This is a genomic window from Streptomyces yunnanensis, from assembly GCF_029011865.1.
Lineage (GTDB): Bacteria > Actinomycetota > Actinomycetes > Streptomycetales > Streptomycetaceae > Streptomyces > Streptomyces yunnanensis.
Window position 1 is genome coordinate 8,634,462 of record NZ_CP095749.1, and the last position, 16,434, is coordinate 8,650,895.

Here is a 16,434-nt window from a genome sequence, read left to right on the forward strand (position 1 = left end):
GTTGCATGGTGCTTGGGGTGCATCAAGCGGACCTGGGCGGCGGAGGAAGGGCGGGAAGGGTGATCCATACGACGGCGCCTCCGTCGGGGTGGTTGTAGGCGCCGTACTCGCCGCCTGCGGCGCGTGCGATGGCGGCGGTGATGGCCAGTCCGAGGCCGGTTCCGGTGGTGGCGCGGGAACGGTCGGCCTGGGTGAAGCGGTCGAAGGCGTGCGGGAGGAAGTCGGGCGGGAAGCCGGGGCCGTGATCGCGTACCTCGATGCGGACCGACTTCTCGTATGGCCGAGCTGTCACTTCCACGGGACCCTGGCCGTGCTGCTGGGCGTTGTGGACAAGGTTCGTCACCGCTCGCTCCAGGCGGTCGTGTGGGACGGCGGCAGTCAGTCCGTCGGGGCAGCCGACGGTGACGGCCTTGCCGGGAGAGCCGTTGCGCAGGCGGGCCGCCACACGATGCAGAAGCCGCGCCAGGTCGGGCACGGCCGACCCGGTGGAGGTGGTGTCGCGGCGGTCGGTGCGGGCCAGGAGCAGCAGGTCCTCGGAGAGCTGGACGAGCCGTTCGGTCTCCTCGTGCGCGGAGACGAGGGCGGCGCGTAGCTCGGTGGCGTCGCGGGGGTGCCGAAGGGCGAGTTCGATCTCGGTGCGCAACAGGCTGAGCGGGGTGCGCAGTTCGTGGCTGGCGTCGGCGACGAAGAGCCGCTCGTGGTCCAGGGCGGTCTGGAGGCGGGTGAGCATGTCGTTGAGGGTGGTGGCGAGGCGGGCGATCTCGTCGCGGCTGGGCGGTACGTCGAGGCGGTGGCCGGGCGTGTCCTCGGTGACTGCCGCCGCCTGGGTGCGCATGCGTTCCACGGGGCGCAGGGCCGCGGCGGCGAGAACGTAGGCGCCGAGGGTGGCCAGGACGAAGACGATGGGCAGGGCGGTGAGCAGTTCGCGTACCAGGTCGTCGAGGGCTTCCTGCTGGGCCTGGCGGGCGATGCCGGTGACGGCGCCGTATTCGCTCTGGGACTCGCGGAAGCGGCTGAGGGTGAGGTAGCCGGCGCCGGCCAGGACCAGGGCCATCACGGCGGCGAAGATCGCGGTGAGGCGGATGCGGAGCGGGATGCGGTTCATGGCGTGCGGCTTCGTGACGTGCGATGGGTGGTGGTGCGTCCACCGTCGCGGCGGATCCGGTATCCGGCGCCGCGGACGGTCTCGACGGCCCGGGTGCCGTAGGGGCGGTCGATCTTGTCGCGCAGGGCCTTGATGTGGGCGTCGACCACGTTGGAACCGGGACTGGTTCCCAGGTCCCAACAGTGCTCGACGAGCATGGCGCGAGTCAGGACGGTGCCGGGGCGGCGCAGCAGGGCTTCGAGAAGGGCGTACTCCTTGCCGGTCAGGGGGATCTCTTCGGCGCCGCGCCGCACCGTCCGAGTGGCCGGGTCCAGTGACAGGTCGCCGGCCGTGAGGGTGGCCGGGCGCTCGAACGGGCCATGGCGGATCAGCACCCGCAGTCGCGCGAAGAGTTCCTCCAGGCTGAACGGTTTGGTCAGGTAGTCGTCCGCTCCGCCGTCCAGGCCGCGCACCCGGTCGGCGACGGCGTCCTTGGCGGTGAGCAGCAGCACGGGCAGCCAGATGCCGCGCCTGCGCAGGGTCGCGCAGACCTCGAAGCCGTCCAGGCCCGGCAGCATCACGTCCAGCACCATCGCGTCGTAGGTGGCCACGTCGGTGAGGGCGAGGGCCTGTGGGCCGTCGGCGGCCACATCGACGGCATAGCCCTCCTCGGTCAGGGCCCGACGCAGCAGGTCCCGCATCTTGGGCTCGTCCTCGACCACCAGGATCCGCATCGCACCGTCCCTCATCCGCCGCTGCCGCGTACGTTGTCGTGCCTTTCACGATCCTTGCCTCTGATGAAGGTGGCATGAAGGCATCCGAGCGGGTGGATCTTCATGCCAGCTTCATCCGGGGCGGCTTCGCTGGCCACACAGACACCTTCGACTTCGACAACGATCTCGACGAGGAGTGGTCATGTCACCCCGTTCGCTCACCAAGCCGGCCGCAGGGACCACGGCGGCGCTCCTCCTGGTGACGGCACCGGTCTGCTGGCAGGCTGCGGCACCCAGACGAGAAGCGACGCCGCCGGCGGTACGAGCGCGGTCGCGGCGCAGGCCGCCTCCCAGAGCGACCACCTTCAGCAGCCCGTGCAGACCAAGGAGGCGGACTGGAAGCCGGTCGCCGACGCCCTCGGCCGCACGGGAACTCTCATGAAGGGCACCGTCTACCGCGTCCCACTGCCCCGCAAGGACCTCAAGGTCACCACCGAAGGCATCACCATCAAGCCGGGCCTGTCCCTCGGCGGCTACGCGGCCTTCGCCAAGTACAAGCACACGACCATGCTGATGGGCGACCTGGTCGTCACCGAGGACGAACTGCCCAAGGTCACCGACGCGCTGCAGGCCGCCGGCATCGAGCAGACCGCGCTGCACAAGCACCTGCTCCAGCAGTCCCCGGCGATCTGGTGGACGCATGTCCACGCCATGGGCGACCCGGTGAAACTCGCCCAAGGGCTGAAGCACGCGCTGGACGCGACCGGGATCCCGCCTGCCTCGCCGCCCCCGTCCACTCAGCCGCCGATCGCACTGGACACCGCCGGCATCGACAAGGCGCTCGGCCGCAAGGGCACCGCCGACGGCGGCATCTACAAGTTCACCATCGCCCGCAAGAACACCGTCGACGACGGGGAGCACGTGCTTCCGCCCGCCCTCGGCCTGACCACCGGCATCAACTTCCAGCCCCTGGGCGGCGACAAGGCCGCCATCAACGGCGACTTCGTCATGACCGCACCCGAGGTGCAGAAGGTCATCCAGGCGCTCCGCAAGGGCAACATCGACATCGTCGAACTCCACAACCACTCCCTGGACGAGCAACCCCGCCTGTTCTACATGCACTTCTGGGCCACCGCCGACGGAGTCACCCTGACCAAGGCACTGCGCCCGGCCCTGGACGCGACCGCGCCGGCGCCCGCGTCATGATCGGCGCGTCGTGACCGGCTGAGGCCGGATCGGCTGCGGTGCGACGCTGCCGGCGTTGCTCGCCGCGTGTCCCTCGCCGTAACCCCTCGTCGTCGCTGCACCGAACGACCCGGCCGTCCCGTCGCCGCTCACCACCCACGGGCAGCGGCGGGCCGCCCTCGCCGCTTCACCGTCGCCACGGAAAGCCCGCACATGATCCGTCGCCTCAGCCCCCGCGCTCTGCTGTCCTTGACCTTGGGCCTGGTCCTCGCCGTCCTCGCCGTCGTCGCCGGCGTACTGCTCACCCGCGGCGGTCAGCCGTCCAAGGTGGCTCTGCCGCTTCGCGTGGTGAAGGAGATCGCCCTGCCGGGGGACAGCTCCCGCTTCGACTACGCGAGCCTCGATCCCGACCGCGGGCTGCTGTTCATCGCCCACCTCGGCGCGAGCCAGGTCATCGAGGTGGACGTCCGCGCGGGCCGCGTCGTACGGACCATCGACGGTCTGCCCGGCGTGCTGGTCGTCCCCGCCCTGCATCGCGTGTACGCCACCGCCACCGACGCCAACGAAGTGGTGGCCGTCGACGAGACCACAGGCACCGTCCTGCACCGCAGCCCCACTGGTGACTACCCCGCCGCCCGCCGCCCGCCGCACCCGGTCCGTCGGTCACGTCAGCGAGATTTCATCGACATGACATCGCCCGGCGACAGACTTCCCCCTGTCGCCTCGGGGCGTTGGGGCGCCCTCGCCCCGGGCCCGGGCCATGGGACCTGACCATGGCTCCCGGCGGCGAAATCGGAACGCACAAAAGGCGAGTTGCCCCGTGAGTGAGACTTCCCAGCCGGACCCCCGCCAGGGCTACGTCGAGAACCGCCCCACCCAGCCCCTCCGGCAGGGGACACCCGCCGGGGTGCCGGCGGCACCGGCCCCGGACCAGGCAGTTCCGCCCATACCGGGCCAGGCACCGCCGCCGGTCCCGGACGGGGAGCCGGGTGCGCCCTCGGCCTGGTCGCAGCCGGCCCCGTCGACGCTGCCGCACGACGGCGCCTCGGCCGCGGGGCGCCCGCCCCGCGGTGCCCGGCCGTGGCTGATCGGCGGCGGCGCAGCGCTGGCCGTGGCCGCGGTCGTCGGCGTGGCTCTCGCCCTGTCGGGGGGCGACGGCACCGGCACCGCGGCGGGCCAGGCCCCCGGCGGATCCGTCACGTCGCCGGACCCGGGGGCAGGGGCGTCGGAGGGGAAGACCTACACCAAGGTGTCCGAGGGCTGCCAGCTGATCAAGGCGGCCACCCTCGCCCGTATCGCGCCCGGAACCGCGTGCAAGCCCTCGCAGTTCGACAACGCCACCATGGCGGCGATGATCACCAGGATGCCGAGGTGGCAGGCGCCCTTCGGCTCCGGCGGCGCGTACCTGAACCTGGACGTGAACCTCACGGTCGGCCCGGCGGCGAAGAACATGTACGACATGGACAAGAAGACCGCGCTGACCGCCCTGGGCAAGATGCGCAAGGTCACCGACTCCCGGCCGGTCGGCGACCTCGGCGACGAGGCCCACGTCGTGCACGCCGTCGACAATCCTCCGATGAGCCTGGCCGAGGCCACGGTGATCGTCCGCTCGGGCAACGCCACCTACACCGTGGGCTACACCTACGACCCCGGGCGCTCCGGCACCAACCAGCAGCAGGCCGAGGACGCCGCCCTCGCCGCCGCCCGTGACGTGCTCGGCTCGCTCAGCTGACCCGCCACCGCGCAGTGGACACACCCCAGCACGGCCGCAGCGGCGACGCCACGCCCCGGCAGCCCCCTCCGCAACCCACCCTCCCGCAGCCGCACCCGTCGGCCCCGCAGCAGCAGAACCCCGGCCGGATCGGCCCCTACGAGGTCTTCCAACTCCTCGGCGAGGGCGGCATGGGCCGGGTCTTCCTCGCCAGATCGCCGGGCTCACGCCTGGTCGCACTGAAGGTCATCCGGCCCGAGTACGCCGAGACGCCGGACTTCCGCGGGCGCTTCCGGCGCGAGGCGGACGCCGCCCGCAAGGTGAGCGGCTTCTTCACCCCACCGGTGCTCGACGCGGACGCCGACGCGCCCCAACCCTGGCTGGCCACCGCCTACATCCCCGCACCGTCCCTGCACGACGTGGTACGCCGCTTCGGCGTGCTGCCCGACCCGGCCCTGCGGGCACTGGGCACGGGCCTCGCCGAGGCGCTGCTGGCCATCCACACCGCCGGCGTCGTCCACCGCGACCTCAAGCCCGCGAACGTCCTGGTGGCCGAAGACGGGCCGCGCGTCATCGACTTCGGCATCAGCCGGGCCGCGGACGCCACGCAGCTGACCCGGACGGGCACCGTCATGGGCACGCCCGGCTTCATGGCCCCCGAGCAGATCGTGTCGAGCCGCGAGGCCGGTCCGGCGGCCGACGTCTTCTCCCTCGGCTGCGTCCTGGTCTTCGCGGCCACCGGGCAGGGCCCGTTCGGCGCGGGCAGCCCCACCGAGGTCGTCTACCGGGCCGTGCACGCCCCGCCGCAGCTCACCGGCGTACCCGACGCGCTGCGTCCGCTGGTGGCGGCCTGCCTGGACAAGGACCCGGCGGGCCGGCCGGCCACCACCGCGGTGCTGACCGCGCTCGGCACCGCCGACCCCGCCGCGCTGCTCGTACCGGGGCTGCGGGAGGACCTCGCCACGCGAGCGGCACACGCCGGCGTCCTGGTCACGGCGCCCCCGGTGCCCGTCACCCCGCTGGAGGCGACGGCGGCCCCGAGCCGGCCGAGCCGCCGCCGCTTCGTGTGGCTCGCGCTGGCCGGCGGCGCGGCCGCGGCGGCCGCCGGCACCGCGGCCCTGGCCGGCGGGCGAACGCAGCCCGACGGCGCCCCGGGCCGGCCCGCGGGCGCCACGATCGGGCCGGGTGCCACGGTGCCCGCAGGTCCGGCGCCGCAGTGGTCGCGCCCGCTGCGGCAGCTGCAGAACGGACAGTTGAGGCTGCTCGGCGACACCCTCGTACGGTGGGACCAGACCACCGCGATCGGCTACGACGCCGCCAGCGGAGCGGAGCGCTGGACCGCCGCGCCCCGCATGCCGTCCGACGTCAGCGGAAAGCCGGAATGGCTCGGCGTGCGGGGACCGACGCTGTTCGCCTCGGCCCTCGGCGACCGCGGCTATCTGCTCGGCCTGGACACCCACGGCGCCCTGAAGTTCAGCCACGCGGTCACCGAGCGGGCAGCGGGCAGCTTCCCCGCCCAGATCAACGCCGTCTTCTGGGCCACCGGTGCGGTCGCCCTCCTCGGCACCAGCGGCGACACGGGCTACGGCGTCTGCGCGGTGGACCTCGCCGCGGGGAAGGTGCTGTGGTCCCGCAAGGTGGCCGGCAGCGACTTCCACGCCCACTCCGACGGCCGCACCTGCTTCCTGCACGACGGCGGCACCCTCCACGGCCTGGACCTGCGGACCGGCACGGTGCGTTGGACGGTCCGGGACGTGCTGCGGCCCGGCGACTACCCGGACCTGACCACCGACGGGAACGCGCTGCTCGTCACCAGCACCAAGGTGCAGGCGTTCCGCGCCACCGACGGCCGGACGCTGTGGACCGCCGTCGACGAGCCGACCCGCCTCGACCCGACCACGGTCCTGGGCACGACGGCCTACGCCATCGACGGCCAGGGCACCGTCTTCGCCCTCGACACCCGCAGCGGCAAGCAGCTGTGGCACACCGCGAGTCCCCTGTCCCTGGCCCCGGCCGGCGCATCCGACCCGGGCCCCGCCGTCTCCTCGTCCCTGCTGGCCTACCCCCTGTTCGGCGCCGACACCCCGGGCTTCGTCGTGCTGGGCGCCGCGGACGGCAAGGTCCTCTGGGCGCACCGGGCCTCCGGCGCCCAGGCCGGCAACAAGAGCACCGCGTGGCGCGTGCAGATCAGCGGCACCACCCTCTACGCGGCATCCGACACCACCCTGTACGCCTTCCGGAGCGACCCCAGATGACGACGACGCCCAGCACGCCGACCGACACCGCGCTCACCCACATCGGCCCGTACCGCGTGCTGCGGGAACTCGGCGCGGGCGGCATGGGCCGCGTCTACCTGGCCGCGTCGCGCAGCGGCCGCGCCGTCGCCGTCAAGGTCGTCCGCTCCGAACTGAGCGCCGACCACGACTTCCGACGGCGCTTCAAGGCCGAGGTGGACGCGGCCCGCGCCGTCGGCGGCGCCTTCACCGCGCCCGTGGTGGACGCCGACCCCGAGGGGCCGCAGCCCTGGCTGGCCACCGCCTACGTCCCGGGCCCCGCGCTGTCCGACGCCATCGAGGCGCACGGGCCCATGCCCGAGGCCACCCTGCGCGTGCTCGGCGCGGGCCTGGCCGAGGCACTGGCCGCCATCCACCGTGCGGGGCTGATCCACCGCGACCTCAAGCCGTCCAACATCCTGCTCACCTTCGACGGGCCCCGCGTCATCGACTTCGGCATCAGCCGGGCCGTCGACGGCACCGTGCTCACCGCGCAAGGCCAGATCATCGGTTCGCCCGGCTTCATGTCGCCCGAGCAGTCCACCGGGGCCGAACTCACGCCCGCGAGCGACGTGTTCGCCCTGGGCGCCGTGCTCGCCTACGCCGCCACCGGCAATCCGCCCTTCGGCACCGGAGCGGTCCACGCCCTGCTCTACCGCGCCACCCATGAGGCGCCCGCGCTGGACGGCGTCCCGCACGGCCTGCTCGGCACCGTCGCCGCCTGCCTCGACAAGGACCCGGCCCGCCGGCCGACCATCGCGCAGCTGCAGCAGTGGCTGCGCCCGACCGGTACCGCGGGCTGGCTCGGCGCGGTCGAGCTCCAGGTGGCCGAGTCGGAGCGCAGCTTCCACGAGGAGGTGCGCACGCCCCTGGTCAGCCGGCGCCGGATGCTGTTCGGCGGCGCGGCGCTCGCCGTGGCCGCCGCCACCGGAGGCACCTTCCTGCTGCTCCGCTCGCGCGACGGCGACACGCCCGCCGGCCCCGAACTCTCCTGGACCGCCGACCTCCCACAGCCCGACATGGCCCTCATGGCGGTGACCGCGTCCACGCTGTTGTGCGCCGGGAAGACCTCGGGCGCCTGCTTCGACCGGGCCGGGGGCACGGTCCTGTGGAAGGACCTCAGCGGCCAGAACACCGCCGCCCTCGCCGACGACCAACGCGTCTACACCGTGCGCACCGACGGCAAGGTCCACGCCGTCGACGGCCGCACCGGCAAGGAGCGGTGGACCGCTTCCCCGACCGGAACGGGCGCGCCGCACCTGGAGTTCGCAGGCGGCTCACTGGTCGTGACCATGGACAACGGCGGGCGCTTCCAGGGCCTCGACGCCTCGACCGGCGACGTGCGCTGGCAGGCGCCGGTCAAGGGCGGGCTCACGGCGGTCGGCACCACCCCGACGGGCCGGCTGATCGTCTGGGGCGGCGCCGGGAAGACGTCCACCACCGCGACGCTCAACGGATACACCGCCCTCGCCCAGGACACCGGGACCCCGCTGTGGTCGAAGGACCTCGTCGCCCTCTACCCACCGGCCAAGGGCAAGGTGCTCTACGCCGTCGACGGCGACATGAACCTGCTGGGACTCGACCCGGCCGACGGTTCGACGCTCTGGCACCGACGCACCCAACTACCCCCGACGAACAGCCAGTTCATGATGTACGAAGGGTCCCTGCGCCTGCACGACGACATCCTGTTCTGCTACCCGGGCACCGGCGCCAGCGGCGCCACCAGCGGGCTGCTCGCGGCCTTCGACCCGACGACGGGGAAGACGCTGTGGAGCGTGCGGACCGCCGCCCGGGGAAATCGTGGCTACGACCGGTCCGGCGCCACTGTCTGCTATCTCGACACGGTCCTGCACGCCGTCGACGCCCGTACCGGGGCGGCCCGTTGGACGGCCGGGGCCGGCCTCGGCACGCTGCAGTTCCTGGGCGCGGCGGGCGAGCTGTTCCTCGCCGCCGGACCCAAGGGGCTGTACGGCTTCCACGCCGAGACCGGCCGGCAGGTCTGGCGGTACCCGGTCAGCGGCGGCTCCGGCGCCTGGTCGTCGTTCCCCGTCGACGACCGGGTCTTCGCCAGCCGGTCCGGCAAGCTCTTCTGCTTCGCCCTGCCCAAGGCGTAGCGGCCGGTGGGTGCGCCGGCACTCCTGCGCCGGCACCGGCGTGCCATGCGTCGGGCGCGCCCCGGCGGGCCGAGGGCGGGAAGCGCCGCAGCAGCACTTCCCGCCCTCTCCTGGCGGTTCCGACGGCCCCCTCGACCGCCGGGTGCCACCGGGCCCCTCAGCCCGGTGGTGCCAGGCGTCTCGATCCCGCTACCCGGCGTGGGCGCCGCGGCCCGGCGCGAGGTGGCGGGCGTAGGCGTCGGAGGTGAAGAACGGCGGCAGCGCGTCGGCGAGCGCCGTCCGCTCGAAGAGCCCCCGCACCTCGTCCAGGGCCGCCCACGGGAACGCGGCGCCGAGCGCGGCGACTTCGTCGTCGAGCAGTCGCAGCACCGACTCCCGGTCGATCACCCGGTGCCGCAGCCACTGCCAGATCTGCACCCGGGCGATCTCCGCGGTCGCCGCGTCCGCCATCAGCCCGTCCAGCGCGACGGCCCCCTGCCCGCGCAGCCAGGCATCGAAGTAGCGCAGCGCGACCGCGATGTTCGTCCGGACCCCGTCCGGCGTGGGCGGCCCGCTGGTCCGGCGCACCGACAGCAGGTCCGCAGCCGTCACCGCCACCTCGTCCCGGGTGCGGTCCAGCTGGTGCGGGCGCGCGCCCAGCACCTCGTCGAACGCCGCCCGGCACACCGGCACCAGACCGGGATGGGCCACCCAGGACCCGTCGAAGCCGTCCTCGGCCTCGCGTTCCTTGTCCAGCCGCACCGTGGCGAGCGCCGCCTCGCGCGCCGCCGGGTCCGTGCCCGGCACCTGTGCGGCCATCCCGCCGATGGCGTGGGCGCCGCGCCGGTGGCAGGTGCGCACGAGGAGCTCGGTGTAGGCCCGCATGAAGGGGGCGGTCATCGTCACCCTGGCGCGGTCCGGCAGCAGGAAGTCGGTGCGGTGCCCGAACGTCTTGATCAGGCTGAACAGATAGTCCCAGCGGCCCGCGTTCAGACCCGAGCTGTGCTCGCGCAGCTCGTAGAGGATCTCCTCCATCTCGACCGCGGCGGTGATGGTCTCGATGAGGACGGTGGCGCGGATCGTGCCGCGCGGGATGCCGAGCATCTCCTGGGCGGCGACGAAGATGTCGTTCCACAGCCGCGCCTCGTAGCGGTTCTCCAGCTTCGGGAGGTAGAAGTACGGCCCGCGGCCGGCGTCGATCTGCCGCTGCGCGCAGTGGAAGAAGTACAGGCCGAAGTCGACGAGCGAGGCCGGCACCGGGCGGCCCCCGCACTCCAGGTGCGCCTCGTCGAGGTGCCACCCGCGGGGCCGCACGACGAGGGTGGCGAGCCGGTCGTGGTCCGCGAGGCGATACTCCTTGCCGCCGGGCGCGGTGAAGTCGATGCGCCGCTCCGTCGCGTCGCGCAGGTTGAGTTGGCCGTCGATCACGTTGTCCCAGGTGGGTGCGGTGGCGTCCTCGAAGTCGGCCATCCACACCCGGGCGCCGGAGTTCAGGGCGTTGATCGTCATCCGACGGTCCGGGGGACCGGTGATCTCGACGCGGCGATCGGTCAGCCCGGGGGCGGGCGGCGCCACCCGCCAGGAGTCGTCGGCACGGACGGCCGAGGTGACGAGCGGGAAGTCCAGCGGGGCCCCGTCCGCCAGGCGCATGGCCTGACGACGGCGTTCCGTCAGCAGGTCCCGCCGGCGCTCGCCGAACGCGGCGGTGAGCCGGCCGACGAAGTCCAGGGCGGCGGGCGTGAGGATCTCGTCGTGACGCTCGCCCGGGGCCGCGAGAACGCGGACGCGCGGGGTCGTCAGTACACGGGTGGACATCGGGTTCTCCTGGAGCAGGGCCGGAAGCGGGGGTCGGACGGGGACGGTCGTGCGACCCCCACTCGGCCGGGACGGGACGGACCGACGGCGGACGCCCGGGCGCCGGACGGCAGGTGGGACCTTGCGGCACGCCCTAGTGGAACTGCTCCTCTTCCGTGGAGCCGGTCAGCGCGGTCGTGGAGGAGGCGGGGTTGACCGCGGTGGAGACCAGGTCGAAGTAGCCGGTGCCGACCTCGCGCTGATGCCTGACCGCGGTGAAGCCGTGCTGCTGCGCGGCGAACTCCCGCTCCTGGAGGTCGACATAGGCGGGCATGCCGTGCTCGGCGTAGCCGCGGGCCAGGTCGAACATGCCGTGGTTGAGGGAGTGGAAGCCGGCCAGCGTGATGAACTGGAACGCGTACCCCATCGCGCCCAGCTCCCGCTGGAACTTGGCGATCTGGTCGTCGTCCAGGGCCGCCTTCCAGTTGAAGGACGGCGAGCAGTTGTAGGCCAGCATCTGCTCCGGGTACCGGGCGTGGACCGCCTCGGCGAACTCCCGTGCCTGGCCGAGGTCCGGCGTGCCGGTCTCCATCCACAGCAGATCGGCGTACGGCGCGTAGGCCAGACCGCGGGCGATCACCGGCGCCATGCCGTTGCGCACGCGGTAGAAGCCCTCCGCGGTGCGCTCACCGGTGACGAACTCGGCGTCGCGCTCGTCGACATCGCTGGTCAGCAGGTTCGCCGCCAGGGCGTCGGTGCGGGCGATGAGCACCGTCGGCACGTCCGCGAGGTCCGCGGCGAGCCGGGCCGCGTTGAGGGTGCGGATGTGCTGGGAGGTCGGCACCAGCACCTTGCCGCCGAGGTGCCCGCACTTCTTCTCGGAGGCGAGCTGGTCCTCGTAGTGGATGCCGGCGGCGCCGGCCGCGATCATCGCCTTGGTCAGCTCGAACGCGTTCAGCGGCCCGCCGAACCCGGCCTCCGCGTCGGCGACGATCGGCGCGAGCCAGTCCGTGCCCCCGTCGGCCGCACCGGTGCCCGCGCCCTCGGCGGTGGCGATCTGGTCGGCGCGCAGCAGCGCGTTGTTGATCCGACGGACCACCTGCGGCACGGAGTTGGCCGGGTACAGGCTCTGGTCGGGGTAGGTGTGGCCGGCCTGGTTGGCGTCGGCGGCGACCTGCCAGCCCGACAGGTAGATCGCCTGGAGTCCCGCCTTGACCTGCTGGACGGCCTGCCCGCCGGTCAGGGCGCCGAGCGCATGGACGTAGTCCCGCTCGTGCAGCGCTCGCCACAGCCGCTCGGCGCCCAGGCGGGCCAGGGTGTGCTCCTCGCGGACGCTGCCGGACAGTCGGACCACGTCGTCGGCGCCGTAGGTGCGCTCCACCCCCCGCCACCGCGGATCGGTGGCCCAGCGCCGTGCGAGTTCCTCGGCCGCCTGCGTCCTCGACTCTGCCATGACTGTCACGACTCCTCGGTCTGTACTGACTGCCAACTTCCCTGTCCGGACGGACAGGAGTGGCACGGTGTGTCGATGTGATGGGGTGCGGCCCGCCGCCACGCGGTGGGAAGGAGATGAGCAACGGTGCCGGTGCACGACCCCGCCGGTGCCGGGATCTCCGACGTCAGGGCAGATATCGCGCCCCGGTTCCGGGCGGTGGTCGCCGTGTCCGGCGGGCCGCACTGAGACTCTGGCATTGGCACTGAGTGCCATCAACCATGGACGCTTGCCAACTTCTGTGAATCTTCCACCGGCCTTTTGCCAAGGTTGCGAAGGGTGCGTGGGCGACATGATCGCGTACCCTGAGCGGACGCCGGACACGGAGGACGATCGGGTGAGCAAGACGTATGCGGGCGCGCGCCTGCGACGCCTGCGCGAGGAACGGCGCCTGAGCCAGGCCGAATTGGCCCGCCTGCTCGACATCTCGCCGAGCTACCTCAACCAGATGGAGCACGACTCCCGCCCGCTCACGGTGCCCGTCCTGCTCCGCCTGACCGAAGCCTTCGGCGTCGACCCGGGCTTCTTCTCCGCGCGCGACACCACGCGCCTGGTGGCGGACCTCCGCGAGGCACTGGCCGGCGAACTCGCCGAGGCCCGGGTCTCCGCCGCCGACCTGGCGGAACTCGCCGCCCGCATGCCCGCGGTCGCCCAGGTCCTGCTCGACCTCGGCCGCCGCAACCAACGGCTCGCCGAACACCTCGACGACGGCCGCGGCACGGCCCCGGAACAACCCCGTTCACCCCACGAGGAGATCCGGGACTTCTTCTACCGCCGTCAGAACTACCTGCACGAGACGGACCTCGCGGCCGAGCAACTGGCCCGGGAGATCGGCATCCGACCCGGCGACGTCGTACGCGCCCTGAGCACCCGCCTCACCGAACGCCACCGCGTCCACCTCGCCGCCGAGTCCGGCGACCAGCTCCACCACTACGACGCGCCGACCCGCACCCTGCACCTGTCCACCCGCCTGCGCCCGGGCCAGCGCGCCTTCCGCATGGCCACCCAACTCGCGCTGCTCGCCTACGACGACGAACTGGACCGCCAGGCCGCCGAGGACTTCCCGCCCGGCTCGCCCGCCCACGCCCTCGCCCGCATCGGCATCGCCAACTACTTCGCCGCGGCCCTGATCCTGCCGTACGCCAGCTTCCACGCGGCGGCCGAGGAAGTCCGCTACGACATCGAACGCCTCACCGACCGCTACGGCCTCGGCTACGAGACGGTGTGCCACCGCCTCAGCACCCTCCAACGCCCGCGACTGCGCGGCGTGCCCTTCTCCTTCGTCCGCGTCGACCGGGCCGGCAACATGTCGAAGCGCCAGTCCGCCACCGGATTCCACTTCTCCCGCGCCGGCGGCACCTGCCCGCTGTGGAACGTCTACGAAGCGTTCACCGCACCCGGCCGCATTCACGTCCAGATCGCCGAAATGCCGGACGGGCAGCGCTACTTGTGGACCGCACGGGCCGTCACCCGGCACCGCGGCGGCTGGGGAGAACCGGGCAAGACCTTCGCCATCGGCCTCGGCTGCGAGCTCCGGCACGCCCACCGACTGGTCTACTCCGACGGCTTGGACCTCGGCAACGCCTCGGCGGCCACCCCCATCGGCATGGGCTGCCGGGTCTGCGAACGCCTCGACTGCCCGCAGCGGGCCGCCCCACCCCTCGACCGCCCACTCCGCATCGACCAGCACACCAGCACCTTCGTCCCCTACCCGGTGACGGATCCCGCGCCCTGACGACAGGCCCTGGGGCCTGGACGGCGCGAAGAGATCGGCCAACCGCTCGGCGTCCCCTTCGACCAGCCGCACCCGGTCGCCGACCTCCACGGGCACCTCGGCCAACGCGGCGCGGAAGTCGTCGAGGAGCCGGGGCGAGGCGTCCAGCCCGGTCACCATGTGCCCCCGACGGGCCAGTTGCAGGGCCTGGGTGCCCTGACCGCAACCGACGTCCAGCACCCGCCGCGGCGGCAGGTCCGGCAGGTGCGCGGCAAGCTGCCGCGAGACCATTTCCTGGCGCACGACCTGCCGCAGCGTGCCCAGACGAGCCCGCCACTCCGCTTCCCCCGCCGAGAAACCCACGCCCGCGTCGCCTCCTCCGTCGCGGGTCCACGCGGAGCGTAGTCGCGCGACGTCGCGCAGCCCAAGCGTTCGATTCCGGTCCCCCGGACGGAAATCGCCCCCGTGACAGCGACGGCGCCGGTCCGCGATCGTAGGGTGCATGAGTTCCGAAGAAACCCAGATGCGGGAAGCCGTCCGCGCGTTGGCCGGGGCATTGGAGACGATGCTCAATCTGATCAGGGCCGACGCGCTGCCCACCACCCCGGAGGCCCGCACCCTCATGCGGAAGGCGATGGCCTTTCTTGACGCGTCGACCGGCCAGATCGTCGGCTCCGAGCGGTCCGAGGAGATCCTCTCCGTGGCCACCGCCGTCAACAGGCTGATCGACTCGGTACGCGAGCAGATCCTCGACGACGCCGTCGCGGCCTCGCCGGTGCCCGACCACCCGGACATGTGACAGCCGCCCCGCCGCCGTGAAGTGATCAGATGCCGTACGTCGACGTGCCGGAAGCCCGACTCTGGGTGGAGGACGGCGGCGGCGACGGTCCGCCGCTCGTGCTGTTGCACGCCCTGGCCGGCAACAGCACCTGCTGGGCCGAGCAGCGCCCGCTGTTCGAGGCCGCCGGCCACCGCGTCATCACCTACGACATGCGCGGCTTCGGCCGGACCCGCTCGGCCCCCGAGCACCGGGCCACCGGGTCCATGACGGCCGACCTCGAAGCCCTGGTGGACGCACTCGGACTGTCGCGGTTCTCGCTCGTCGGCACCGCGCGCGGCGCCGTCTGCGCCACCGAGTACGCCCTCGACAACCCGACCCGCCTGGCCGCACTCGTCGTCTCCACCGGCTATTGCGGGCTCGTCGATCCGGCATCCGTCCGATTCCGCGCCCGGTACGTCGGTCCCGACCTCCCCCGGCTCCCGACCGAGGAGAAGGAACTGGGCCGGACCTACCGCGCGGCCCACCCCGAAGGAGTGCGCCGCTTCCTGGCGATGACGCGGGGCAGCGACTCCCGGGACTACGGCTCCTACCAGTCCGTACGCGAACCCCTGACCCTGACGCGCCTGGCGCGCCTGCCGTCCGTCCCGGTGCTGGTGCTCGCCGGCGACGAGGACCGCTACGCCCCGCCGCCGGTCATGAAGCGGGTGGCCGACCACCTGCCGAACGCCGAGTTCCACCTCATGCCGCACGCCGGCCACAGCGCCTACTGGGAGCAACCACAGGAGTGGAACCGCCGGGTGCGGAACTTCCTGCGCCACCACGCCTGACGACGCCCGCCCGGCACGCATCGCCCCGGGAAGGTGCCCGGAACAGCGGCGGATCGGCGGATCGGCGGATCGGCGGATCGGCGGGGCGGTGGGGCGGCAGGCAGGGGGCGCAGGGTCAGCGGATCTCGGTCAACCCCTGGGTGTCGAGGGGGAGTTTCCATGCATTGCGGCGGTGCACGGCGTCGAGGGTGCGGTGGAGGGGCGAGGGCGGCACGGCCAGTACCGGGCAGCAGGCGTGCGCGAGGCAGTACCGGCCCACCGAGGGCCACATCGCCCGACGCAGGCGCCCGCGCGGCCCGGCCCCGATCACGAGCAGATCGTCGGGCCGATCGGCGACCGCCAGCAGGACCGTGCCCGGCTTGCCGAGCACGACCAGCCGCTCCAGCGGCACCCCGGGCCCGGCGCTGCCGAAGGCGGTGTCGAGGGCCTCGGTGAGACGGTCGGCCGCCATGCTGCGCCAGGCGGCCGTGCTCGTCGGGCAGGGGCCGCCGCGATGGGGGATGTCGCCGCCCGGGGGTTCCCAGGCCAACACGGCCGACAGCGCCGCGCCCCTGACGCGTGCCTCGGAGGCCGCCCGGTGCAGAGCGGTCAGACTTCCCAGCGAACCACTCACGCCCGCCACGACGCGTACGGCGGGTCTGCTCATGAGGTCGGCTCTCATGGAGTGGGCTCTCATGGGTTCAGCTCCTCGCGCTCTGCCACGTCCACTTCCCTTCCACTTCTCTTCCATCGAAGCGACCGCGGCGAGGCGATCGCGCGGTGTTGGC

At 73.0% G+C, this 16,434-nt stretch carries 13 protein-coding genes and 1 pseudogene; 8 read left to right on the forward strand and 6 right to left on the reverse strand.

Annotated features, from left to right (window positions below; all coding sequences use genetic code 11):
- Positions 1-22: 22 nt before the first annotated feature.
- Together MOV08_RS37880 and MOV08_RS37885 are read right to left on the reverse strand one after the other, a co-directional pair.
- The gene (locus MOV08_RS37880; protein ID WP_275310652.1) at positions 23-1,105 is read right to left on the reverse strand and encodes a sensor histidine kinase; all 1,083 of its coding nucleotides are present in this window, start codon (positions 1,103-1,105) and stop codon (positions 23-25) included.
- Complete coding sequence (locus MOV08_RS37885) at positions 1,102-1,818, reverse strand: response regulator transcription factor (protein ID WP_275310653.1); 717 nt, start codon at positions 1,816-1,818, stop codon at positions 1,102-1,104. The genes MOV08_RS37880 and MOV08_RS37885 overlap by 4 nt, the downstream gene beginning before the upstream one ends.
- A 102-nt stretch (positions 1,819-1,920) precedes the next feature.
- Here MOV08_RS37885 and MOV08_RS37890 point away from each other — a divergent pair, with 102 nt between their 5' ends.
- The 5 genes from MOV08_RS37890 (at position 1,921) to MOV08_RS37910 (ending at position 9,080) form a co-directional block, all read left to right on the forward strand.
- Positions 1,921-3,003 carry a DUF1259 domain-containing protein gene (locus MOV08_RS37890; RefSeq protein WP_275310654.1) on the forward strand — a complete coding sequence of 361 codons (1,083 nt, stop codon included), beginning with the start codon at positions 1,921-1,923 and terminating at the stop codon, positions 3,001-3,003.
- A gap of 192 nt (positions 3,004-3,195) precedes the next feature.
- Positions 3,196-3,753, forward strand: coding sequence for a YncE family protein (locus MOV08_RS37895; protein WP_203232635.1), 558 nt, complete (start codon positions 3,196-3,198; stop codon positions 3,751-3,753).
- 49 nt (positions 3,754-3,802) lie between these two features.
- Complete coding sequence (locus tag MOV08_RS37900; RefSeq protein WP_275310655.1) at positions 3,803-4,714, forward strand: hypothetical protein; 912 nt, start codon at positions 3,803-3,805, stop codon at positions 4,712-4,714.
- 14 nt (positions 4,715-4,728) lie between these two features.
- Positions 4,729-6,948 (forward strand): protein kinase domain-containing protein, encoded by a 2,220-nt coding sequence (locus tag MOV08_RS37905; protein ID WP_275310656.1) that lies wholly within the window; start codon positions 4,729-4,731, stop codon positions 6,946-6,948.
- On the forward strand, positions 6,945-9,080 hold the full coding sequence (locus MOV08_RS37910; RefSeq protein WP_275310657.1) for a protein kinase domain-containing protein: 2,136 nt from the start codon (positions 6,945-6,947) through the stop codon (positions 9,078-9,080). Before MOV08_RS37905 ends, MOV08_RS37910 begins: the two co-directional genes overlap by 4 nt.
- 189 nt (positions 9,081-9,269) lie before the next feature.
- Here MOV08_RS37910 and aceB read toward each other — a convergent pair whose 3' ends face one another.
- A complete protein-coding gene (gene aceB / locus MOV08_RS37915) occupies positions 9,270-10,874 on the reverse strand; it encodes a malate synthase A (protein WP_275310658.1) in 1,605 nt (534 codons plus the stop codon).
- Between the two features lie 133 nt (positions 10,875-11,007).
- Positions 11,008-12,306 carry an isocitrate lyase gene (gene aceA, locus MOV08_RS37920; protein ID WP_039638722.1) on the reverse strand — a complete coding sequence of 433 codons (1,299 nt, stop codon included), beginning with the start codon at positions 12,304-12,306 and terminating at the stop codon, positions 11,008-11,010.
- Positions 12,307-12,682: 376 nt separating this feature from the next.
- Here aceA and MOV08_RS37925 point away from each other — a divergent pair, with 376 nt between their 5' ends.
- Positions 12,683-14,080: a short-chain fatty acyl-CoA regulator family protein gene (locus MOV08_RS37925; RefSeq protein ID WP_275310659.1), complete on the forward strand. Its 1,398-nt coding sequence runs from the start codon at positions 12,683-12,685 to the stop codon at positions 14,078-14,080.
- 48 nt (positions 14,081-14,128) lie between these two features.
- Here MOV08_RS37925 and MOV08_RS37930 read toward each other — a convergent pair.
- Positions 14,129-14,563: pseudogene (locus tag MOV08_RS37930) on the reverse strand (class I SAM-dependent methyltransferase); the annotation flags it as partial.
- Here MOV08_RS37930 and MOV08_RS37935 point away from each other — a divergent pair.
- Both MOV08_RS37935 and MOV08_RS37940 read left to right on the forward strand, forming a co-directional pair.
- Complete coding sequence (locus MOV08_RS37935) at positions 14,562-14,858, forward strand: hypothetical protein (RefSeq protein WP_275310660.1); 297 nt, start codon at positions 14,562-14,564, stop codon at positions 14,856-14,858. The pseudogene MOV08_RS37930 and the gene MOV08_RS37935 sit on opposite strands and share 2 nt — an antisense overlap.
- Positions 14,859-14,887: 29 nt before the next feature.
- The gene (locus MOV08_RS37940; protein WP_275310661.1) at positions 14,888-15,667 is read left to right on the forward strand and encodes an alpha/beta fold hydrolase; all 780 of its coding nucleotides are present in this window, start codon (positions 14,888-14,890) and stop codon (positions 15,665-15,667) included.
- Between the two features lie 115 nt (positions 15,668-15,782).
- On the opposite strand, the gene MOV08_RS37945 is transcribed toward MOV08_RS37940, so the two are convergent.
- The gene (locus tag MOV08_RS37945) at positions 15,783-16,313 is read right to left on the reverse strand and encodes a universal stress protein (RefSeq protein WP_039638724.1); all 531 of its coding nucleotides are present in this window, start codon (positions 16,311-16,313) and stop codon (positions 15,783-15,785) included.
- Positions 16,314-16,434 lie beyond the last annotated feature (121 nt).

Excerpts from the sequence above, each read along its gene's own strand:
- MOV08_RS37880 (WP_275310652.1), bottom strand. The coding sequence starts at position 1,105 with ATGAACCGCATCCCGCTCCGCATCCGCCTCACCGCGATCTTCGCCGCC.
- MOV08_RS37885 (WP_275310653.1), bottom strand. The coding sequence starts at position 1,818 with ATGCGGATCCTGGTGGTCGAGGACGAGCCCAAGATGCGGGACCTGCTG.
- MOV08_RS37890 (WP_275310654.1), top strand. The coding sequence starts at position 1,921 with ATGCCAGCTTCATCCGGGGCGGCTTCGCTGGCCACACAGACACCTTCG.
- MOV08_RS37895 (WP_203232635.1), top strand. The coding sequence starts at position 3,196 with ATGATCCGTCGCCTCAGCCCCCGCGCTCTGCTGTCCTTGACCTTGGGC.
- MOV08_RS37910 (WP_275310657.1), top strand. The coding sequence starts at position 6,945 with ATGACGACGACGCCCAGCACGCCGACCGACACCGCGCTCACCCACATC.
- aceB (WP_275310658.1), bottom strand. The coding sequence starts at position 10,874 with ATGTCCACCCGTGTACTGACGACCCCGCGCGTCCGCGTTCTCGCGGCC.
- aceA (WP_039638722.1), bottom strand. The coding sequence starts at position 12,306 with ATGGCAGAGTCGAGGACGCAGGCGGCCGAGGAACTCGCACGGCGCTGG.
- MOV08_RS37935 (WP_275310660.1), top strand. The coding sequence starts at position 14,562 with ATGAGTTCCGAAGAAACCCAGATGCGGGAAGCCGTCCGCGCGTTGGCC.
- MOV08_RS37940 (WP_275310661.1), top strand. The coding sequence starts at position 14,888 with ATGCCGTACGTCGACGTGCCGGAAGCCCGACTCTGGGTGGAGGACGGC.
- MOV08_RS37945 (WP_039638724.1), bottom strand. The coding sequence starts at position 16,313 with ATGAGCAGACCCGCCGTACGCGTCGTGGCGGGCGTGAGTGGTTCGCTG.